Genomic DNA, 20,342 nt, shown 5'->3' on the forward strand with positions numbered 1-20,342 from the left:
AAGAAAGTCAGAGTTTGATCTTCTTGGCTTAGTTTATGCAATTCCAAGGCTTCTCTCTACCGTAAAAATGCTGTATTTCAGAAGTTTGCGGATGTCGAAATTTGAGTTCCATGGCACGCAAAGAATAGCCAAGATCTCCGGGTAATGCTGTTTGAGTTGGGTCAGCAGGAATTTTCGGAATGCCACCAACGTCATACAAAGGATCTCCAACCAAGGGAAAACCAATCGCTGCTACATGAATCCGAATTTGGTGCGGTCGCCCTGTCTTAATATCCATGGCAACAAGTGAAGTTTTGGGCTCACGTCTGAGCACAGTCATTTCGCTATGGGAATATTTCCCTTCTGGATGAGCTGCGTGAATAGAGCCTAGGATAGGGTGAGGGACTTTGCCGATCGGTGTGGTGATTGTGACATGGTCAGGGTAGTCGCCTGCAAGAATCAATGCATGGTAGATTTTTTTGATTTGGTGTAGGCGGAGTTGTTGGCTCAGATTTTTTTTTGCAACAGGCGATCGCGCCAGAATCATGAGCCCAGAAGTACCCCGACCTAAACGATGAATTGGAATAGGGGTTTCATCAGGAAAATTTTTGCGGAGTTGGTGCAACAGCGTATTTTCAAGAAAAAAACCACCGGGTAACACAGGCAATCCAGACGGTTTATCAATGATCAAAAAATCTGCTTCTTCATGCAAAATTTCATAATCTAAAGGTGCATCTGGTTCGTCCCATGGCGCACGATGGTATTCGAGTCGTTGATTTTTTTTGAGGATTTGGTTGGGTTGCGCAGGTTCTCCATCCACAAATATTTGCTGAGCTAAAAGGCGATCGCCCCATTCCTCACGGGTAGAGTGTCGATAATTTTGGGTATAAAAATCTAACACCTTTAACCCAATGTCCTTTGGCTTCAGGCGATCATAATAAATCCAACCTTGATTAAGCATTAAAGGTTATGAGTACTGATAAATATCTTTGCGCGGATTAAAACTTTCCACTTCCCGCAATTTTTCGTATAGTGCTTTTTCTTCAGGAGTAATTTCGGCAGGCAACACAATCTGCACTTCCACAAACTGATCGCCACGATTCCCCGAACTGCGGGGATATCCTTTATTCGCCAACCGCAATCTCTGTCCGGCTTTCACACCATTCGGGACAGTCATTTTGACTAGTCCATCAATCGTTGGAATCTCGATAGATCCCCCTAAGATTGCCTCCGTTGGACTCAAGGGTAACTGGCAATAAATATCTGCACCTTGGATATCAAAAAATGGGTGACGAGCAACTGTGATTTTCAGATATAGATCACCACCATTAATGCCTTGATTTCGCAGTCGAATGCGCTGACCATCGACCATATGAGGCGGCATCTCTACTTCCAGCGATCGCCCATCTTCTAGACGAATGCGCTCGCGACCACCTCGGTAAGCCTTTTCAAGTGGCAACGTTAACCGAGCCTCAACATCACGCTTTGAAGGTGATTTTGGTGTCGCAACTTTCGTGGTTTTGGTTGTACCAGCACGGTAATCGTCATAGCTCCCTGTGCGGGTACGTGATTGGGTTTGTTGCGAAGACTGGCGATTTTTATCCCCAAAAGGATTTACGCTACCAATATTTGCAAATTGGCTAAAATCGTTTCGCTTATTACGATTTTGAGTCCGGTTAAAACCGGGACGCGTATATTTATTGTTGACCGCACGACTGAATTGGTCATACTGCGATCGCCGCCCATCATCTGAGAGAATTTCGTAGGCTTCGTTAATATCCTTAAATTTTTCCTCAGCAACCTTATCACCGGGATTGACATCAGGATGATATCGACGTGCTAACCGACGAAATGCCCGCTTAATCTCATCACTCGAAGCATTCCGAGGAACGCCTAAAATTTCATAATAGTTACGCAAATTGTTCATATTTAGGCGACGGAGTAGAGACAGATCTCCTTAAAGAGTGGCGCATGATCAGGATACGTTCTGTTAATTATGCAGGAATTGACTACGAAAACAAGCCTTTAGAACCATTCATCATCTTCGTCCCAATCATTTTCGTAGGGAATGTTCCGACCTTTGCCTTCACTGTAATACTTCCGTGAAACATTACGCTGTTCGTAGGGATCTCTCGCTGAAGGCTGTGGTGGGCGACGACGGGGTGGACGCTGCTCAGGGGAACGTTCCTCTGGACGACGAGGTGCTGAACCATTGCCATATCCAGCGCCACCATCATTCATCGGTCGATTGCCGCTGTAATTTTGGCGGGGAGGATTAGCGGCTCCATAGTTATAATCCTGTGCTGGTGGCTGCTGTCTTTGGGGTGGTTGACGCCGATCATATTCATAACCGCGATCTTGTTGAGGTTGACGTGGCGCATCATAAGCGCGTCCAGCTCCATAACCACTAGTGGGTCGAGAAGCTTGACGAGAATCGTAGTAATAATCATCGTCTTCATCATCGCCAATAAAGGTTTTCTTGATGGTGCTGAAGAATGATTCATCCTCATCGTCATATTGCATGCGCACTTCGCGGTTTAACTCATATAACGCATCCTGTAGATCTGCCTGCGCCCGATCTAGGCGGCGATCATCATTTTGCTTAAGACCCTCAAGAATTTCCTGGGACAAACTCTCAATGCGACGGCGATAATAACTCGCAAATTGACTCCCAAAATCAAGCGTCACTTCTTTCAATCGTCTCGAAGCTTGATCTGTTAATGCCTTCGCCCGATTACGCTTTTCAACCTTTTCACGTCGCTCACGATCTTCCCGCGAGAATTGCTCGGCATCGCGCATCATACGGTTCACTTCCGCATCCGTCAATGTGGATGAACCCTGTACTGTAATGCTCTGCTCACGACCAGTGGTTTTATCGCGCGCGGCAACTTGCAAAATACCATTGGCATCAATATCAAACGATACCTGCACTTGCGGCACGCCCCGTGGCGCGGGTGGAATACCCGTCAGCTTAAAGCGACCAAGGGATTTATTTCCCTGAGCCATCTCCCGCTCACCTTGCATCACATGGATTTCCACAACAGTTTGATTGTTCTCACCTGTCGAGAAAATATCCGAGCGCCGCACCGGAATGGTTGTATTTCTGGGGATGAGTTTTTTCATTACCCCACCAATCGTCTCAAGCCCAAGGGAGAGGGGTGTCACATCGAGCAACAGAATATCTTTGACTTCACCACCGAGAATGCCAGCTTGAATCGCTGCTCCCACAGCAACCACTTCATCGGGGTTCACATTTTGGTTGGGTTCACGGTCAATAAAACTACGAACTAATCCCTGCACTAACGGAATACGAGTAGAGCCACCAACGAGAACCACTTCCCGAATTTGTACTGGGCTAATGCCAGCATCCTGAAGGGCACGCTTAATAGGACGACGTAAACGGCTAACCAATTCACCACTCAAACTTTCAAAAGTTGCGCGATCAAGCTGGGTTTCTAAATGCTTAGGGCCATCTTCAGTTGCGGTGATGAAGGGTAAGTTGATTTCAGTAGTTGTGACACCAGAGAGTTCAATCTTCGCTTTTTCGGCAGCTTCAGTAAGACGTTGTAATGACTGACGATCTTTACGGAGATCAATATCTTCTGCTTCGAGAAATTGTTCTGCAAGCCAATCGACAATCTTGCGGTCAAAGTCGTTACCACCAAGCTGGGTATCACCGCTGGTCGATTTCACTTCAAAGACGCCATCACCCACTTCAAGGACGGAGACATCAAACGTACCGCCACCAAGGTCAAAAACAAGGATTGAAGAGCTTTCTTTTTGCTCTAAACCATAGGCCAGGGCGGCGGCAGTAGGTTCATTGAGAATGCGTAAAACTTCTAAGCCTGCAATTCGTCCAGCATCACGGGTCGCTTGGCGCTGGGAATCATTGAAATAAGCAGGCACGGTGATAACTGCGCCCGTAACTTCTTCGCCTAGGTAACGTTCTGCTTCGTCAGCAAGGCGACGGATAATTTTTGCGGAGATCTCTTCGGGAGCAAATTCTTGGCGCAGACGAGGACAGCGGATTTTAATCGCATCTTCTTCGGTGCGACGAATCGTGTAAGGGACTTGCTTCGAATCGGAGTTTAGTTCTGCGTAGCGTCTACCCATAAAGCGTTTGACGCCATAGTAAGTATTCTGGGGGTTTAGGACGGATTGCCGACGCGCCATTTGTCCGACGAGAAGTTCGCCGTCTTTGTTAAAGCCGACAACTGAAGGAGTTGTTCTCGTTCCCTCTGAGTTGGCAATAACAATGGGTTTGCTGCCTTCCATTACTGCAACGACGGAATTCGTGGTTCCGAGATCGATGCCGACTACTCTACCCATGCGCTTTCTTGTTCTCCTTGGTGTGGCTCGACAATTCTATTTATATTAGGCCGCGCCACGATTGTTAACAATATTTGCTCTCTATTTTATCGGAGGGGCTGTTTTTTTTGTGAAAACGAGTAGTCGAGAAGGGGATTTGATTTCGAGAGAATCAAGGCTCAGGCTTTGGGGTTCTCGGATCAAGTTTGTATTTTTTTGCCGTCAATGATGATGTAATCAGGAGCCACTGTAATGATTCCTTCAGTAGCTTTTTTGTGGCTGGCGATCGCCTCTTCTTCTCTACCTAGAGCAGACAAGACATCACCTCGCTTTTGCCATGCATCGTGTAAATCCGGTCTCAGCTCAAGGGCTTTATCGTAGCTGGCGATCGCCGCCTCATACTCACCTGACTTCTCTAGGGCAATCCCTTTTTGAAACCAGGTGAGATAGTAATTGGGCCTGATTTCGATGAGGTAATCATAGATATCAATTGCCGCTTCATATTGTCCAGTTTTCTCTAAAGCTAGTGCTTTTTTATATCGCGTTTGATTATCATTCGGAGTCAGTTCGAGGGCTTTATCGTAGCTGGCGATCGCCTCCTCATTCCTCTCCGATAGTTCTAAAACAATGGCTCGGTTGTACCATGTCGTTTCACAATTCGGGTCACATTCCGTCGCTTTGTCATAGCTGGCGAGAGCCTCTTCTTGCCGACCCATTGCCGATAAATCAGCGACCCGATTATGCCATGCATAGTGATGATCAGGCTTCAGTTCAAGAACTTTACCATAGCAATCTAGAGCTTCCTCTTTTCTCCCCAACTCCTTCAGAACTAAACCCTTATTATTTATTGCATCAATATTCTCTGGGTCAAATGCCAGCGTTTCATCGTAGCTTGCCAGCGCTTCATCGTATTTCTTTAACAGACACAATGTATTACTACAACGATATCTAGCTTCATTATTTTTTGGGTTAAACTCTACCGTTTTGTTGTAGCTATCAACAGCTTCCTCATATCTCTTCAGTTCATATAAAGCATTGGCTCGTTCATACCAAGCCCGGGAATAATCAGATTTCACACTGAGCGCATCATCACAGTGCATGACAACTTCATAGAATTGCCCAAACGCTTCATACACGAGCGCTTGAATATACCAACTCTCCGGATCATCATCGGTATACAATGCAGTGCATTCATCAAAGCTATTGAGTAGCTCATCCGATTTTTCTTTACAGACAAACCGCCTGTTATTGAGGGCATGCTCACAAATTGGTCGAATCTCTAAAGCCTGGTCATAACTCATAATTGAGTCTTCATATCGACCAAGCTTGTAGCAGACATTACCTCGATTTAACCAAGCAGCATAATAATCTGGCTCTAGTTTTATAGCCTCGTTATAGCAAGCAAGGGCTTCTTCATATTTGCCGTCATTACTGAAGCCGTAGCCTTGATCAAACAGCGCTTCATGGTCATCTGACTGAGACTCAACCTTCTTAGAATTTTGCATCAGAAATGAGTGGATAAAGACAAATGTAATTTGAAATTTTTTGGTATCGGGCCTAGGGTTTTAAGCTTTCAAGGATCTCGAGGGCTTGGGATTGGTTGACGGCTTGGTTTTGTTCGCCAAAAATTTCTGCCGCTTTCGTTAAGTCGGCGATCGCCAGATCCATTTGATCGAGCTGATAATAGGAAATGCCGCGATTAAAGTAGGCTTCGCCAAAATTTTCTTTGCGTTCCAAACTTGCACTGTAATCATCAGCCGCAGCTTGGTGATCCCCGAGACGGTTATAGGCTAAAGCCCTGTTGTAATAGGCCTTCGCGTGATCAGGTTTGAGATCGATGGCAGCATTATAATCGGCGATCGCCTTCTCGTGATACTCGGCGGCAAGGTCTGGATTATCGGCTTCGATGGCAACTACCGCGAGATCATCATAGGTATTGCCGCGATTGATAAAAAAGTCTGGGTTGTCGTCTTTTAAGTCAATTGCCGCTTCGCAACTCACAAGAGCTTCTTCATACTGCTTGAGCAAATAGGCCGCATAACAACGATTTCCATAAGCATCGGCAAATTCAGGATTTAGCTCAACTGCACTGCCATAATCATCATAAGCAGCTTGGTATTCACCTAAAATATGGTGGCTGTAACCGCGATTATAAAAGGCATCGGCATCATTTGCATCAATGGCGAGAGAAGCAGAGAAGTCGTCTATTGCTCCGAGATAATCACCATTGGTTAATTTATCAACGCCAGAATTATAAAACTGGATTGCTTCAAGACGCTCAATATCGCTTGCGCTACTGTCCTCAGCCTCAGGCGTTTCAACAGCGCTTGTTTCGTCATTATTTTGTGCGATTTCTAACGGCATCAATATCAGTGGAGACTGCTCAACCGGCACCTGTGCAAAAAGAGGAGCCTGAGCAAGAAAGAAAGTGCTGCCGAAGATGACCCAATATCGAATGCCAAGTTTCATCATTGTCCCTGTATATCTAGAGCTATTGTATAAACTCGATCCAAATTCTATTGTATGGGGCTGCTTAAGTTTAAGCGTTACTACTTTTATGACTTCGAGTCAGCAGAAGAAGTGTCTGTTGGTTCATCAGTTTTAAACTTTGGAATAATTCCTTTGTCATAGTTTGAGGCGATCGCCAGAAATGCTCCGGCCAGGATATACACAGGCAGTGGCACGAAAAATCCTTTAATGGACTGGAACAATTGCACCAGCACAAATAGGATTACAACACTCGTTAGCCAAATTTTCATGGACACCTCTAACCACACCTAGGTAATTTGTAGCGCATCAAGGACGGCGATCGCCACACCCCCAAAGCCGAGCTCATCAAACCTGCCAATCAATTAACTTCAAACTATCAATCAGACTAAATTCTTTGGTGTTATGGGTAACGAGGATTAAATCATGGGACAGGGCGATCGCCGCAATCTGCAAATCGTAAGCACCAAGAGATATCCCTTTTTTCCGTAGATCTGCTCGTATCTTGCCGCAAAGCTGGGCTGATTTGCTATCAAACGGCAAACTAATTAATTCCGCTAAAAAGTACTTTAAAGTCTCTAAATTTCCAACTACTTGAGAACCCGTATACGCGCCGTAATAAAGCTCTGATTTCACCACATCACAAATACAAACATCCTCTGTCGAAACATTCTGAAAGTGTTCGTACAAAATTGGATCCCGGCAGTTGAGGTAGCCGATGCAGGTGTTGGTATCCAGCAAATAAATCATAGAAGCTTCTCTCGCGGAGGCTGCTGTTCTTGAGCCTCTCGATGTAAGGCTTCCCCTTGCCAAGCGCCACTAGTCTCTAAAAATCGTTGGGACCATTGATGCTTTGAAAGTTTAGATGTTGGTTGATAGACCAACAGTAGCTCTAGTTCCTCACCTGAATATTCTGGCAGTTGAATGTGCAGGACACCCTGATTATTTACAGTCGTTTTTAGTCGCAAACTTTCCATTTCAATTTATGTTTTTTGAGTAGAATCCCTGTCAATACAATTACGCAATAATTTCTAGGGCATCAAGGGAGGCGATCGCCACATCTGCCGCATCGAGATGAGCAGCAGCTGCATCACCCCAGCAAATTCCCACCGAACCCGCAGCACCTGCATTATTCGCCATCTGAATATCGCCAGGTGCATCACCAACCATTAAAGTTTGGCTCGGCTCTGTCCCCAAATCTCGACAAGCTTTCAAGAATAAATCGGGGTCTGGTTTTAGACCAAATTCTGCCCCCATTTCTAACTGAATAAAGTCTTGGAGCTGATAAATTTGGACAAACTTTTTCACATTGGCGGTATTATCCATCGACAGAATACCGAGTTTCAAGCCAGCATCATGGCAAAATTTCAGCACTTCCAAACTTCCTGTAAACAAAGGGGAAGTACCACTGCGATCGCCCAGCACTGTTTCCGCTTCTTCAAAAGCTTTTTTCGCAATTGCGAGTGCTTCAAACCAACTGCGACCCGTTTCGGCAATATAAGCAGCGGCGGCGATCGCATTTTCATGGTTACTGCCCACCGCCATCAGCCCAGCGGGATCGAGGTCACCATCCAACATCCCAAAGGACATTAGCAACGGCTCACCGACCCCCGGCACCTGTGCATCGATCAGCCTCGCACGCTTTTGAGCTAATTGTTTGAGATAACTTTGAGAATCTGATAATGTCCCGTCTTTATCGAAAATAATGCCTGTAATATCTTCAAAAACTTTGTCGTGAACTTTAACCGTAACCATGACCCAAACCAACCCACAAATTGCCTCCATACCCTAGTACGAATCGGCATTCATTGCAGCTTGTTTTTTTTGCATATTCCGCTGAAATCGTAGAGCCAGGGAGGTTATCCTAAAAAGTGTTGATTTGAGAGGGGACAAAAGCGCGATGCAAGGATTAATTTGTTTGGTTTGTGGACTCATGCTGTGGTTGGGTTTACAGGTCTCACCAGCAGATGCCATGACAAATGAAGCCTATCTGCGCGGCGATCGCCTCACCCGTGAAGCTGTGCAAGCGGCGAAAAAGGGCGACTTATTCACTGCTGAAAAAATATGGTCAGACCTAATCGACGAGTTCCCTGGCAATCCTGCCCTCTGGAGTAACCGTGGCAATACCCGCGCCAGCATGAATAATTTCGATGAAGCCCTCGCCGATCTGAACGAAGCTGTTCGCCTTGCGCCCGACGAAGTTGACCCCTACTTTAATCGCGGTGCCATCCTCGAACAGAAACAGCAATTCAAAGCAGCTATTGATGATTACGACAAAGCTATTGAGCTAGACCCCAACGAGGCGATCGCCTACCACAATCGCGGTAATGCCTACGGCAGCCTAGGTAATTGGTCACAGGCCGTTAAAGATTATAAGAAAGCCACCGAATTAGACCCACGATTTGCATGGGCAGCCGAAAGTTATGCCCTTGCATTATACCAAAACGGTGACATAGAAAAAGGGATCCAAAGGATGAAAAGTGTCGTCCGCAAATATCCACTTTTCGCAGATGCGAGAGTTGGCCTCACCGCGATGCTTTGGGGTAATAAGCAATTTGGGGAAGCTGAGAGCAACTGGGTATCTGCCAATGGCCTAGACAAACGCTACAAAGATCTTGATTGGATCCGCAATATTCGTCGCTTTCCGCCTACCGTTGCCGATAATCTCGATAGCTTCCTGCACCTCAACTAAGAGGATGTCTGAAAAGGGTCTGACCGTAACTTTTGTCGAAATGAGTTGCACGTAAAAATAAGCACTTCAGGCGATCAACCTGGCGGAATTTACGCAGTATTTATCGAACATAAAGACTTTTCAGACATCCTCTAAATTAATGCCGTAAATATTATGGCATTTGAATTATCTTTACTGAACCCATATGTTATATGGATAAATCAGTATTCTTGAGCTAGATAATAAAGTTATTAATACATACAACTTTCACAAAGAGAGATCATGCTTATCAGTCATCGTTACAAGTTTATTTATACCAAGACTGTAAAAACAGCGAGTACAAGCGTGGAATCATTTTTTGAAAGATTTTGTATGCCAGATGGTGAGTGGGAGGCAACACATGCACGAGCAGAATATGAATCACCAACAGGTGTTATTGGATTTAGAGGAAAAAATCCACCATCAAATACAAAATGGTTAAATCATATGTCAGCACGAAAAATAAAAAAACAAGTAGGAGATGATATTTGGAATAGTTATTTTAAGTTTTGCGTTATTCGCAATCCATATGACAAATGTATATCTGCGTTTGAACACTTTGGGAAAAATCATCAAACAAAGCGGCTGTCGATATTGGATCGAATTCAAACTCGAAGAATGAAAGATGAGCAACTTCGTTTTTATGATTATATCCGCAATAATCCTCCAATAGATCGAGATAAATACATCATTGACAATGAAATTTGTGTAAATGATTTTATTCGTTATGAATCACTTCAAGACGATATTGAAAGGATATGCAAACATATTGGTGTGCCCTATGAATCAGATCTTTTACCTTCATTTAAAAGGGGTCGTCGTCGTCCAGATGCAACAGGAGAAACTCTATATACAGAATTAAGTCGTCAAAAAATAGCAAAAGAATTTGCTTTTGAAATTGATTATTTTGGTTATAATTAGCTCTAGCAATAATTTCTCGCTTTGGAAGGTAATCAACTCTAATTTCTTCAAATTTTTTATATTTCTGCTAGAGCAAATATCACATTTATTCTATGCTCCTTGTCCATCTAACTGAGAAATTAAATTATTGAGATGATTAATGTCGGCATGGTAAACCTCATTGCAGAAATTGCATGTTGCTTCCGCACCACCATCGGTTTCGATCATGTCCAGCAGTTCATCCTTACCAAGCATTTTTAAAGCGCCCATCATCCGCTCAAAGGTACAACTGCAATCAAACCGTAGCATTTGAGTCTCTGAGAAAATATGTAGTCCCTCATCTCCCAACAGATCTTGGAAAATATCGTGCAATGACTTCCCTTGTTGGAGCAGTGGCGTAAAACCCGATAGTTTACCTAATCGACTTTCAAGTTTGGCAATTAGAGCTTCATCTCGTGCAGCTTTCGGTAAAATCTGCAATAAAATCCCACCTGCGGCAGTGACACCCTCAGACCCCACAAAAACGCCAAGCACTAAGGCTGAAGGAGTTTGCTCAGAGGTGGCTAAATAATGGGTAACGTCATCGCCAATCTCGCCAGACACCAGCTCAACGGTACTGGAGTAGGGATAGCCATGACCAAAATCTTTCACGGCATACAAAAAGCCTTTACCGATCGCTCCGCCGACATCGAGCTTACCTTTCTCATTAGGAGGTAGTTCCACAGTTGGATTGTGGACATAACCACGCACTGTGCCATCGGGGCCACCATCCACCAGCAAACCTCCCAACGGACCATCACCCTTAATGCGGAGATTAATCCGGGCATCTTGTTTCTTCATGCTAGAGGAAATGAGCAGAGCAGAGGCCATTGTCCGTCCTAACGCTGCTGTTGCAACGTAGGAGAGGTTGTGGCGATCGCGTGCTACTTGGGTGAGCTTGGTGGTAATCACGCCAACAACTCGTATGCCATTGTCAGCAGCTGTGCCGCGAATCAGTTGATCTGCCATAACATCTAGAAAAAATGAATTTTTGTAAATACTATTATGGCAATTCGGGGTACCTGAGTATAGTCACTCTCGATTTAGTCTCAATTTATCCCTAACAAAACTCTACGGAGCAATCCTTGTCGCAAAATTTTCAGAGCGGGTAGGCGAGAGGGCACGAGCTTTCAAAATAGCTGCCGCGAGAAATGCATAGGAAAAGACACCGACAACCGCCAGCAGCAAACTACTGTAGGAACCAACCGTATTCCAGAGGGCATGGAGCAAAGAGGAAGTCAGACAACCCACAATTAAAATCGTCCAGCGTTTCGATGGCTTCAACACACTCAACCCAATGAAATACCCAAAATAACCGCTATAGGCCATATGCCCCGCAACAGAACCCAAAATACGTGGAATCAGTAGTTGCAATCCAAGCAATTCTCCAGTGCTAGCATCAACATTCATCGACACTTCACTGATAATATTTGGGACATATTGCCCGAGGGTTTCGAGGAGGGTAAATCCAACGGCGGAGGCTGTTCCCAGCAAAATGCCATCAAGGGGTTCATTGACACCAATTTTTTGACGACGTTTTAAGGATTTGAATTTATTTCCAATAAACATCGCCAAAAATACGGGCAATGCTTTCAGGATTTCCTCCATTAGCCCTGCGCCAAAAAACATTCCGATAAACAAAGCAATAATGCCACCGTCTTCGTAGAGTCCACCAGGAAGAATGTCGCGAAAAACAAAGATAAATAGGCTAATCACTGGGGTCACCAGCATCAGCATCGTCAATAGCGCAGAGCCAATCAATACCCACCAAGATTTACGTTTACCGCAAAGCTGATAGATGTAATAGAAAGCAGCTCCGGCGATATAGGTGGATAGCAAAAGATTGAAGAGTACGGGCTCGCCGATGGAGGCAAACATCAAGACGACGCAAACAACAGTCAGAATGCCGGGAATTAAATAGCCTTTGTGGGATAAGTCTTTGCCTGAGCCCGCAATGGGAAAAAGTTGGGACAGGGTAACGTTGGTGTCAGCATTTTTAGCGTTTGGACTGGGGACAGGTATGGGAGCTGGCGAAGATGAGGTCGGTTGAAAATTGGCAGCAACAGTTTCGGCTTGCGAACTGGGTGTTAGTTCAAAGAGAAATTCGGGGCCGTTGTCTCCTAACATCAAGCGATCGCCGGACTGAAGAGTGTAAGAAGAAATCTGCTGACCATTCACAAACGTGCCATTCGCACTGCCAAGATCAACAACTTCCCAACCAGCAGGCGTTTGACGAAGAACAGCATGGCGACGGGACACAACGGTATAGCGGTTTGGGTCTAGGGCAATTTGGCAGCTTGGCTCACGACCAAACACAATGTCTTGGTTGGGAATAAGCTGGACATCCGCAAGCAGCCCAACGGATACGCCTCCCGTTGAAATTTGTTGTACCTTGCCTAAGTTTTGCATCGCGATCGCCTCAGAAACGTAACCCAAGAAAAATAAAAGGCGAACATTGCCGCCCCTTGGTAATTTATAACGGCTTAGGCTCAGCCCAACCGCATAAAAATGAATCTATTATTGTTGCTTTACTCTTGATTTGCTTGACGGGCATCGATTACAGCCAAAACAAATGAAATAACTGTGAGCGGTGCACTAGCAGCCAAAATCAACTGAGTCGTCCGAAATCCAAAATCAGGATCTCCGTAGCCCAGTTCAAATACACAACCCACCGCGGCGATCGCACTAATACAAGAAAGAAGCAGCAAAATCGCGCTTTTAGGCGTCATTGTAACCATCGAAAAAACTCCCCTAAGACAACTTGCTGTTAATCATAATTCCCTTAACTCCTTAGATACAAGAAAACCGTATTTTAGAAGCCTTTTCGACAGTTCATTTATTTACAAAAACATTCTATTTTTGAGACAACTCTTGCATTTTTCCAAAGCCAGCCAGCAACACATCTAGGCCAAATTCAAAATTATGAATGCCGTTATATTGCCCTTTAATCACATGGTGGGTCAGGCCATTTAGATACGGGTATTGGTCTACCGGAATGAGGTGTACAAATTCCGCCGCAACCTTAGCATATTCACTCGCCTCAAACGGAAAATTTAGTTCTTGCAGCGTAAAACCATAGATATAACTATCGAGAGCATTCCAAATATGGTCAGCAATCTCATAGGAAAATCCCGCTTCCAGTAAACATCCCAAGGTCGCATCAACATAAGACAAACTCGATTCGCCAATATTCACGCGGGAGGCGATCGCCATGGTCGCCCAAGGATGTTTCAACAAAACTTGGTGAGCGGAGATTGCCCGATTACGCATCGCAACTCGCCAATCTTGCTTGGGATCTGGTCGCTCAATCTCGGCGATCGCCAACTCCACAATGCCATCGATAATGTCGTCTTTATTTTTGACATGGTTGTACAGTGACATCGCTTTCACCCCTAAACCTTCTGCCAGTTTCCGCATCGACAAAGCATCTAAACCATCTGCATCTACACAATGGAGCGCCGCCTGCAAAATACGCTCTCGGCTCAGAGGCATCGATTGTTTGTCGTCTAGTTTTTGTCGCTTGGCCATGTAATTTTTCTTGATATTGCCGCAAAACCGTTACCCTACTAGAGATTTTGCGGCAGAGGTCTCGCTGCAAATATTGACATACTTACGGCGTAAGTTAAACTTACAGTGTAAGTCGAGATTAATGAAGTCATGATGCAAATATCCAGTAGACAAATGTTTGAGCGGGCAGAAAATCACACAGCGGTACAAACAATGCAGGCGATCGCCCAATCAGAGTACGGTGGGCCAGAAGTTTTAGGTTTGACAAAGGTAGAAAAACCTGTGCCAAAAGATAATGAAGTGCTTGTCAAAGTTCATGCTTCATCGGTCAATGCTGGCGATTGGCATCTGATGCGAGGAAAACCCTTTCTGATTCGATTAATGTTTGGCGGTTTGCTGAAGCCAGCCATTCCAATTATTGGCGTTGATGTTGCGGGAACAGTGGCGGCAGTTGGCCAAAATATTACGCAATTTCAGGTGGGTGATGCAGTCTTTGGGGATGTCTCAGGCTGCGGGTTTGGAGCCTTCGCTGAATATGTTTGCGCAACAGAAGACTCTCTCATTCACAAACCAGAAAGCATTCCTTTTCGGGAGGCTGGTGTCGTTCCGGCTGGGGCGATCGCCGCATTACAAGCTTTGCGAGATTTTGGAAATATTCAGGCGGGTCAAAAAGTATTGGTAAAAGGCGCGTCAGGTGGTGTCGGTTCGTTCGCTGTCCAAATTGCCAAAGCTTTCGGGGCAGAGGTAACCGCAGTATTGAGCACAAAAAAATTAGAGATGGGGCGATCGCTCGGGGTAGACCATCTGATTGATTACCAAAAAACGGATTTAACAACCCTTGAAGAGCAATATGACCTCATTCTCGATGCAGCAGGATTTCAACCGTTTTGGCATTATCTCCCTCTCCTAAAACCCACCGGAACCTATGTCATGGTCGGTGGCGCAACAACGCCATTCTTTCAAGCAATGTTATTCGGGGCGATCGCCGAAAAAATTACGGGTAAAAAAATTAAGTGCTTGGAAGCGAAAATGAACACAGACGATCTGAAACTCATTCGAGATTGGTTAACAGATCAAAAAATTAAGCCTTTCATTGATCGCGATTTTCAATTGACAGAAGTACCTGATGCTATTCGTTATCTCGAACAACGCCAAGGTCGAGGCAAAATTGCAGTTCAGGTGTCATCACTTTAGGCAGACAATAATGGCAGGTCAGATGTGTCCCGTTATGTTGTCGATTGACGGCGCTCTAAGAAAATGGAGACTATAACCCAAGCAACGAGTAAACCTACAATCCCGATACCAAATTTGCCCATAATATCGAGCACCTCGGGTAGCGGCAAAAATTGACCTAGGAAGTAAGGCAAGGTCACCGTCACCCCGGCCCAAACTACCGCTCCCGCTAAATTACAGGTGAGAAATAAGGCAAAAGGCATTTCGACAATGCCAGCGAGGGGAGCGGCAAAAATTCGAAAGAAGGTAACAAACCGCCCAAAGAAGACAGCTTTAGGAGCATTTTCAAGGAATTTTTCACGGGCTTCGTCTATTTTCTGGTCGCTAATCCGAAAGACATGGGCAATTTTCCGCAATAACGGTAGCCCACCCCATTTGCCGATGAAATAGCCAATGCTATTGCCTAAAAATGACCCGGCGATCGCCCCGAGCAGCACCCATTGATATTTCAGCTCACCACTACCGGCGAGGAATCCCCCCAACAGCGTGAGCGCTTCCCCTGGTATGGGAATCCCTGTATTTTCCAGACCAATCCCAACAAACACAGACCAATAGCCATAGTCATGAATAAACAGTTGCAGCGACTCTAAGGTGAAAAAATTTGTGACAAAATCTATGACAAAATCGAGGGTCATCGAAAATTCTTATTGGTTTTGCATTTATCCATTATGGGGTAGAGGCTCACACTCTTTGCAAAAAGAAGCCCCCAATTTCCCCCAAAATTCTTTAAGATAATTATTACGCAATGTAACAGAGTACTTCCTACCGTGACTCAGCTCGCTCCCCAGCCCAACTCTACAGAACCTGAGCAAATGTCCCATCCTCCAAAGCAGCGCGGTCTCGGTTGGAAAGGTATTGTTATTGGCGTTGTGATCGGTGTAATTGTCAGTGGCGTTGCGGGTCGATTTGGTCAGTCAGGAGCAGAGAATGACGCTCCGGCAGAGACGACAGAAGAAACAGCTGCTTCTAGAGAACCGAGCCGGGCCGTTACGGTAGAAACCATCGAAACTCAGGCGATCGCCAAAACAATTGAAGTTGTCGGTACTGTTGCAGCAGCAGATCTCATTTCGGTATCCTCACCGCGCAATGGACTGCAAATTACGAATTTATTAGTTGATGAAGGGGACTACGTTCAAGCGGGACAAGTTTTAGTGCAGCTGAATAATGACACCCTCCGCGCCGAATTGCTCCAAGCCAAAGCACAGGAAAGTCAATCTGCCGCTCGTTTAGCCGAGTTGACTGCGGGTGCAAGACCAGAAGAAATTGCCCGTGCCAAGGAACAAATTTCCCAAGCGAAAGCTGGTATTGAACGGGCAGAAGCAGATTTCGAACTTGCTCAACAACGCCTAGATCGTAATCAAGAGCTACTCAGTTCTGGGGCGATCGCCGCCGACACCCTCGATGATGCCCGTAGTCGCCGAGATTCAGCCCAAGCTAGCCTCAACCAAAATCAAGCAACCCTTAGAGAAGCAGAACAGCGCCTCCTCGAACTTCAACGGGGAACTCGTCGTGAAATTATTACCCAAGCCCAAGCCCAACTCAAACAATCTGAAGCCCAAGTCAATGTTGTAACAACTCGCCTCCAGGAAACCCAAATTGTGGCCCCTCGTGGCGGCAAAATCATCGAGAAATTTGCCCAAGTAGGCGACTTAACAAGTTCTGATCCTTTGTTTTCAATCGTTGAAAATGGGCAGCTAGAGTTACAGGCCAATATCCCGGAAACGCAGCTCTCCGAAGTGCAGCAGGGACAAACCGTGACGCTAACTGCCGATAGCGACCCGACTCTCATATTTAGCGGGACTATCGCCGAAATCATTCCAACTGTTGACCCCCAATCTCGCCAGGCAACGTTGAAAATAACCCTTGCTGCCGACAGTAATCTCAAACCGGGGATGCTCCTCCGCGCTGAAATCAAAACAGCCCAAGCTCGTGGTTACGCTGTACCAACATCTGCAGTCATTCCAGAAGATGGCGAAGGTGCAATCTTATTCCTTCTAAATTCGGATGATACTGTTGCAGCGCAGCCAGTACAGCTCGGCGAACTCCTTAGCAACGATAAAGTGGAAATTCTCAGTGGCCTACAAGCGGGCGATCGCCTAATTCTTGACGGCGCAGCTTATGTCAAAGATGGTGATTTAGTAGAAGTTGTATCGCCCATTAATTAGAGTAAAAACCATTTTCAACTATTATCAAGCACAAAAAGAAATAATCATAAAATTCATATCAAATAATCATAAAATCACAAAAAGTTCATATCCGATTTCTCCTAAGATGTCACACTAAAAGAACTGATTGCCGTTCAAAAGATTAGTGCAGCAGATATCAACCAGAGTTATGAACTTTGCAGTGAACTACTACCGACTGACTCTACCGATTGTTTTGAAAGCAGAGAGGCAGTGTAACTATTTAGTAAGTAAACCAGTAGAACTTTTCATTAATGAGCATGCTCCAGCTGAGTTATCAGAGGTTTGTCCAAAGAAGAAATACATTGACCGATGGAATGAGAAACTCTGGTTACAAGCTCAGGATAAGGATAAGTCTCTCTCACAACGGGCAATCGCCGTTACAGCCTTACGATGTTATGTCTCTTTGTGCTTAGACAAGACTGCTAAATTTATTTTTAAGAAGTATCGAAGCATTAGACCAGAAAACATCAACTTAGATGAAGTCAGAAATTTACTTTTAAGAGATACAGATATAGAGTGCCTATACTTGCTTGAAACTTCTAGCAACTATAGACGCAACAAAATGCAAAAGATGAGTCGAGATGAACGAGGTTTTTCAGAAACTTCAAGTAATGCTGTCGAATATCTTCCTCTAAGTTTCGAGGTTTTAGAGACATGGAATCCCAATCTTGAATCTGCCTTTAGCCTAAACAACTGGACAACTCAGAAGGCACTTGACTCAAACATCATGAAGCAACTGGGTATTGACCGCCATACGCCTTGGTACCGCCTCATGAAAATTGCTCAGCGTCGCCTCAAATTATTTAGTGACTATGACAAAAAATACATTAAAGCCTTCCAACAGGTTTACCAACTTGATTTAGATCAGAATCGAAAAAGCTATAACAGTCCTTATCCAGACCCAACTCAAAAACAGCTAGCCAACGTCTCAGAATTACTAAAAATAGAATTAAAATTTGTCAGCGCAGAGTGGGATATCAAGGCAGTTCAAAGCTATTTGAGGGAATTGGCAGATGAAATTCGCCGCCTGTATTTTGATATGCCTACTAACAGACAACTATTACTAGAGGTCCCTGCTGTAGAAATTGACCACGACCTAGAACGGGCTGTTCTGGATGCTCTTGATAAACTCGGTGAAGAAATTAATATTATTCAGCAGGCTGTTCAAAAAGTTTTTAGCCAACATCAAAAAAGTGTTCAGTCTAGCTTGGAAAGACATAATATTAACTTTCAGAAAATTATTTATCTGTACTATTGTGTCGGTTTGAGTCAATCTGAAATAGCTCGGCAAATTAATCGGGATCAATCACAGGTTTCTAGATTACTCAATCCAAAGAAATATCTGAAACAGACCTACGTCGAATGTATCGATATGGTTATAGGCTCTGTTATGCAAGACTTTTACTTTAGTGACGACCCAAATATTGTTGAGGATCTCGAACGTTATATTCGTGAGATATTCTCTAATGATTTTGAGAAAGCGAGGAAACTAATCTCGAGTCGAAGTAAACGAGGGAAAAATGTTGAGTCTGTTTATTTTCAAGCTATTTGCTCACTTTATTCATAGGAAAATCGTGAAGATAACTCAATTCCAAAAAAATCAGATATTAAAAATTATCTTAGTCATACGCATAACTCTTAGTAACTAAAACGATTAAAGTAAGAAGGAAATAGAAAAATAATGCATAGTAAAAGTGAAGTATTAGAAAAAAAAATCGTAAAACTTAATCAGAAGCATCTGAGTAAAGTAAACGCATTAGTCCCATCTAATTTGAACTTTGTTCTCACCAATAAAGCACGACATAAGCTAATAGCGGTCTTCGCATTACAAGTTTGGCTGGAGCAATATCATCTACAAATTCCCATAGGAGGACTAGAGAATTTGGGCGACGATCTTTTCCAATTACTATGCTTATCTTTTACGACACATTTGAAGCTAGGTAATTTTAAAGTCTGTGTTGTTCTCTGCGAAAACGAAGAAGAAGATATTTTAGATATTCCGGTGATCGCCGTCGAACTGCCTAAGCTAGCTTCTCACTTATACATATTTGTCAGCTTACGAGAAGAGGAGACTAATGCAAATAGTATTGACAACCAAACATCTATTCAAGCGAATATTTTAGGGTTTGTGAGACATGATCAGATTCGGGAGCGAAAACTAGATATTGACTATGATGAAACTCTGAAAAGTTATAGCGTTCCTCTTACAAACCTTGAGCCAAGCTTCAGTGCGCTTCATACCTGTATTCGTTATGTTAATCCTGATAAAGTCGTTGTGCCGTCCAGTCTCCACTATCCGGTTAGTGGGTTAGTGACGGCGAGAACAATAACAGAAAAAATGATGGCTCTTGCGCCATGCACATCTTGGTTAGCAGAATTATTTACTGGTGAAGAGCTAAATTACATCTTAGATGATAAAAAATCCAGGGAAAATTTACTAGAAAAGCGAGTTTTATCTAAGCCTATTTTACCCAAAATAAATTTATACGAATGGTTCCAAGAAATCATTAACGATAAGCAATCTAACCTTTTAACACCAAGAAAGTTTGTTGGAAATTTTCGAGGGACAAATGACAATCTTGCAGAAGAAAAAATTCGTGAATTCATCGCTTTAAAAGAGATTCCAGAAAATAAAAGTAAGTTACAGAGCAATGAGATCAATATTGGTTCTCTGATTTGTCAATATATTACTGTTACTTGGCCAAAATTTGAGACACAATTACATACCGGTGTGAATTTTTGCTTACTGTTGATTCCACTAAACCAGAAATACTTGCCGAATGGTATATCTGTAACGATTCAGCAATCACCTTTCCCAGATGAAGTCTACAAAAATTCTGAATTCGATTTGTATTACGATCTGATTTTAGATCTTGACCTACAGAATGAAATCAAGATTATTCTTAACTATAAAGAAGCCACTTATCAACAAGAGTTTATTTATTTAGAAAACTGAAAAAAGATTTTTTGGATTGGAGTCTAAAGAAGTCTCA

The 20,342-nt window shown here is 44.0% G+C and carries 20 protein-coding genes; 6 read left to right on the forward strand and 14 right to left on the reverse strand.

Annotated elements, in window-relative coordinates:
- Positions 1-28: 28 nt before the first annotated feature.
- The 9 genes from LEPTO7376_RS08030 to LEPTO7376_RS08070 form a co-directional block, all read right to left on the reverse strand.
- Positions 29-940 carry an RluA family pseudouridine synthase gene (locus LEPTO7376_RS08030; protein WP_015133700.1) on the reverse strand — a complete coding sequence of 304 codons (912 nt, stop codon included), beginning with the start codon at positions 938-940 and terminating at the stop codon, positions 29-31.
- Positions 941-946: 6 nt separating this feature from the next.
- Entirely contained in the window at positions 947-1,906 is a 960-nt protein-coding gene (locus LEPTO7376_RS08035; protein WP_015133701.1) for a DnaJ C-terminal domain-containing protein, read from the reverse strand.
- A 98-nt stretch (positions 1,907-2,004) separates the two neighbouring features.
- Positions 2,005-4,308: a molecular chaperone DnaK gene (gene dnaK / locus LEPTO7376_RS08040; protein ID WP_015133702.1), complete on the reverse strand. Its 2,304-nt coding sequence runs from the start codon at positions 4,306-4,308 to the stop codon at positions 2,005-2,007.
- A 179-nt stretch (positions 4,309-4,487) separates the two neighbouring features.
- Positions 4,488-5,792 carry a tetratricopeptide repeat protein gene (locus tag LEPTO7376_RS08045; RefSeq protein ID WP_015133703.1) on the reverse strand — a complete coding sequence of 435 codons (1,305 nt, stop codon included), beginning with the start codon at positions 5,790-5,792 and terminating at the stop codon, positions 4,488-4,490.
- 52 nt (positions 5,793-5,844) lie between these two features.
- Positions 5,845-6,759: a tetratricopeptide repeat protein gene (locus LEPTO7376_RS08050; protein WP_225901189.1), complete on the reverse strand. Its 915-nt coding sequence runs from the start codon at positions 6,757-6,759 to the stop codon at positions 5,845-5,847.
- Positions 6,760-6,842: 83 nt separating this feature from the next.
- Complete coding sequence (locus LEPTO7376_RS08055; protein WP_015133705.1) at positions 6,843-7,046, reverse strand: hypothetical protein; 204 nt, start codon at positions 7,044-7,046, stop codon at positions 6,843-6,845.
- A gap of 76 nt (positions 7,047-7,122) precedes the next feature.
- Complete coding sequence (locus tag LEPTO7376_RS08060; RefSeq protein ID WP_015133706.1) at positions 7,123-7,524, reverse strand: type II toxin-antitoxin system VapC family toxin; 402 nt, start codon at positions 7,522-7,524, stop codon at positions 7,123-7,125.
- A complete protein-coding gene (locus LEPTO7376_RS08065) occupies positions 7,521-7,751 on the reverse strand; it encodes a hypothetical protein (protein ID WP_015133707.1) in 231 nt (76 codons plus the stop codon). The genes LEPTO7376_RS08060 and LEPTO7376_RS08065 overlap by 4 nt, the downstream gene beginning before the upstream one ends.
- 40 nt (positions 7,752-7,791) lie before the next feature.
- Positions 7,792-8,529, reverse strand: coding sequence for an HAD family hydrolase (locus LEPTO7376_RS08070; RefSeq protein WP_015133708.1), 738 nt, complete (start codon positions 8,527-8,529; stop codon positions 7,792-7,794).
- 145 nt (positions 8,530-8,674) lie between these two features.
- On the opposite strand from LEPTO7376_RS08070, the gene LEPTO7376_RS08075 reads away from it, so the two are divergent.
- Entirely contained in the window at positions 8,675-9,466 is a 792-nt protein-coding gene (locus LEPTO7376_RS08075; RefSeq protein ID WP_015133709.1) for a tetratricopeptide repeat protein, read from the forward strand.
- A gap of 261 nt (positions 9,467-9,727) precedes the next feature.
- On the forward strand, positions 9,728-10,405 hold the full coding sequence (locus tag LEPTO7376_RS23390) for a sulfotransferase family 2 domain-containing protein (protein ID WP_015133710.1): 678 nt from the start codon (positions 9,728-9,730) through the stop codon (positions 10,403-10,405).
- Positions 10,406-10,495: 90 nt separating this feature from the next.
- Here the strand turns inward: LEPTO7376_RS23390 and hslO are convergent, their stop codons facing one another.
- The 4 genes from hslO to LEPTO7376_RS08100 form a co-directional block, all read right to left on the reverse strand.
- Positions 10,496-11,392, reverse strand: coding sequence for an Hsp33 family molecular chaperone HslO (gene hslO, locus LEPTO7376_RS08085; RefSeq protein WP_015133711.1), 897 nt, complete (start codon positions 11,390-11,392; stop codon positions 10,496-10,498).
- 102 nt (positions 11,393-11,494) lie between these two features.
- On the reverse strand, positions 11,495-12,859 hold the full coding sequence (locus LEPTO7376_RS08090) for a PrsW family glutamic-type intramembrane protease (protein WP_264308997.1): 1,365 nt from the start codon (positions 12,857-12,859) through the stop codon (positions 11,495-11,497).
- 92 nt (positions 12,860-12,951) lie between these two features.
- The gene (locus LEPTO7376_RS08095; protein ID WP_041763269.1) at positions 12,952-13,152 is read right to left on the reverse strand and encodes a hypothetical protein; all 201 of its coding nucleotides are present in this window, start codon (positions 13,150-13,152) and stop codon (positions 12,952-12,954) included.
- A 124-nt stretch (positions 13,153-13,276) separates the two neighbouring features.
- Positions 13,277-13,951, reverse strand: a complete 675-nt coding sequence (locus tag LEPTO7376_RS08100; RefSeq protein WP_015133714.1) for a TetR/AcrR family transcriptional regulator — start codon at positions 13,949-13,951, stop codon at positions 13,277-13,279.
- A 129-nt stretch (positions 13,952-14,080) separates the two neighbouring features.
- Here LEPTO7376_RS08100 and LEPTO7376_RS08105 point away from each other — a divergent pair, with 129 nt between their 5' ends.
- The gene (locus LEPTO7376_RS08105; RefSeq protein ID WP_264308998.1) at positions 14,081-15,124 is read left to right on the forward strand and encodes an NAD(P)-dependent alcohol dehydrogenase; all 1,044 of its coding nucleotides are present in this window, start codon (positions 14,081-14,083) and stop codon (positions 15,122-15,124) included.
- 32 nt (positions 15,125-15,156) lie between these two features.
- Here LEPTO7376_RS08105 and LEPTO7376_RS08110 read toward each other — a convergent pair whose 3' ends face one another.
- Positions 15,157-15,798, reverse strand: coding sequence for a DedA family protein (locus tag LEPTO7376_RS08110; RefSeq protein ID WP_015133716.1), 642 nt, complete (start codon positions 15,796-15,798; stop codon positions 15,157-15,159).
- Between the two features lie 132 nt (positions 15,799-15,930).
- Here LEPTO7376_RS08110 and LEPTO7376_RS08115 point away from each other — a divergent pair, with 132 nt between their 5' ends.
- The 3 genes from LEPTO7376_RS08115 to LEPTO7376_RS08125 all read left to right on the forward strand — a co-directional run bounded on the left by LEPTO7376_RS08115 (position 15,931) and on the right by LEPTO7376_RS08125 (position 20,305).
- On the forward strand, positions 15,931-17,328 hold the full coding sequence (locus LEPTO7376_RS08115) for an efflux RND transporter periplasmic adaptor subunit (protein ID WP_015133717.1): 1,398 nt from the start codon (positions 15,931-15,933) through the stop codon (positions 17,326-17,328).
- Positions 17,329-17,497: 169 nt separating this feature from the next.
- The gene (locus LEPTO7376_RS08120; protein ID WP_015133718.1) at positions 17,498-18,916 is read left to right on the forward strand and encodes a helix-turn-helix domain-containing protein; all 1,419 of its coding nucleotides are present in this window, start codon (positions 17,498-17,500) and stop codon (positions 18,914-18,916) included.
- A gap of 114 nt (positions 18,917-19,030) precedes the next feature.
- The gene (locus tag LEPTO7376_RS08125) at positions 19,031-20,305 is read left to right on the forward strand and encodes a DUF1822 family protein (RefSeq protein ID WP_015133719.1); all 1,275 of its coding nucleotides are present in this window, start codon (positions 19,031-19,033) and stop codon (positions 20,303-20,305) included.
- Positions 20,306-20,342: the final 37 nt, after the last annotated feature.

The organism is [Leptolyngbya] sp. PCC 7376, assembly GCF_000316605.1.
Lineage (GTDB): Bacteria > Cyanobacteriota > Cyanobacteriia > Cyanobacteriales > MRBY01 > MRBY01.

Bases quoted from the DNA above. Each gene is read 5' to 3' on its own strand.
- LEPTO7376_RS08030 (WP_015133700.1), bottom strand. From the start codon at position 940: ATGCTTAATCAAGGTTGGATTTATTATGATCGCCTGAAGCCAAAGGAC.
- LEPTO7376_RS08035 (WP_015133701.1), bottom strand. From the start codon at position 1,906: ATGAACAATTTGCGTAACTATTATGAAATTTTAGGCGTTCCTCGGAAT.
- dnaK (WP_015133702.1), bottom strand. From the start codon at position 4,308: ATGGGTAGAGTAGTCGGCATCGATCTCGGAACCACGAATTCCGTCGTT.
- LEPTO7376_RS08045 (WP_015133703.1), bottom strand. From the start codon at position 5,792: ATGCAAAATTCTAAGAAGGTTGAGTCTCAGTCAGATGACCATGAAGCG.
- LEPTO7376_RS08050 (WP_225901189.1), bottom strand. From the start codon at position 6,759: ATGATGAAACTTGGCATTCGATATTGGGTCATCTTCGGCAGCACTTTC.
- LEPTO7376_RS08055 (WP_015133705.1), bottom strand. From the start codon at position 7,046: ATGAAAATTTGGCTAACGAGTGTTGTAATCCTATTTGTGCTGGTGCAA.
- LEPTO7376_RS08060 (WP_015133706.1), bottom strand. From the start codon at position 7,524: ATGATTTATTTGCTGGATACCAACACCTGCATCGGCTACCTCAACTGC.
- LEPTO7376_RS08065 (WP_015133707.1), bottom strand. From the start codon at position 7,751: ATGGAAAGTTTGCGACTAAAAACGACTGTAAATAATCAGGGTGTCCTG.
- LEPTO7376_RS08070 (WP_015133708.1), bottom strand. From the start codon at position 8,529: ATGGTTACGGTTAAAGTTCACGACAAAGTTTTTGAAGATATTACAGGC.
- LEPTO7376_RS08075 (WP_015133709.1), top strand. From the start codon at position 8,675: ATGCAAGGATTAATTTGTTTGGTTTGTGGACTCATGCTGTGGTTGGGT.
- LEPTO7376_RS23390 (WP_015133710.1), top strand. From the start codon at position 9,728: ATGCTTATCAGTCATCGTTACAAGTTTATTTATACCAAGACTGTAAAA.
- hslO (WP_015133711.1), bottom strand. From the start codon at position 11,392: ATGGCAGATCAACTGATTCGCGGCACAGCTGCTGACAATGGCATACGA.
- LEPTO7376_RS08095 (WP_041763269.1), bottom strand. From the start codon at position 13,152: ATGACGCCTAAAAGCGCGATTTTGCTGCTTCTTTCTTGTATTAGTGCG.
- LEPTO7376_RS08100 (WP_015133714.1), bottom strand. From the start codon at position 13,951: ATGGCCAAGCGACAAAAACTAGACGACAAACAATCGATGCCTCTGAGC.
- LEPTO7376_RS08105 (WP_264308998.1), top strand. From the start codon at position 14,081: ATGATGCAAATATCCAGTAGACAAATGTTTGAGCGGGCAGAAAATCAC.
- LEPTO7376_RS08110 (WP_015133716.1), bottom strand. From the start codon at position 15,798: ATGACCCTCGATTTTGTCATAGATTTTGTCACAAATTTTTTCACCTTA.
- LEPTO7376_RS08120 (WP_015133718.1), top strand. From the start codon at position 17,498: ATGAACTTTGCAGTGAACTACTACCGACTGACTCTACCGATTGTTTTG.
- LEPTO7376_RS08125 (WP_015133719.1), top strand. From the start codon at position 19,031: ATGCATAGTAAAAGTGAAGTATTAGAAAAAAAAATCGTAAAACTTAAT.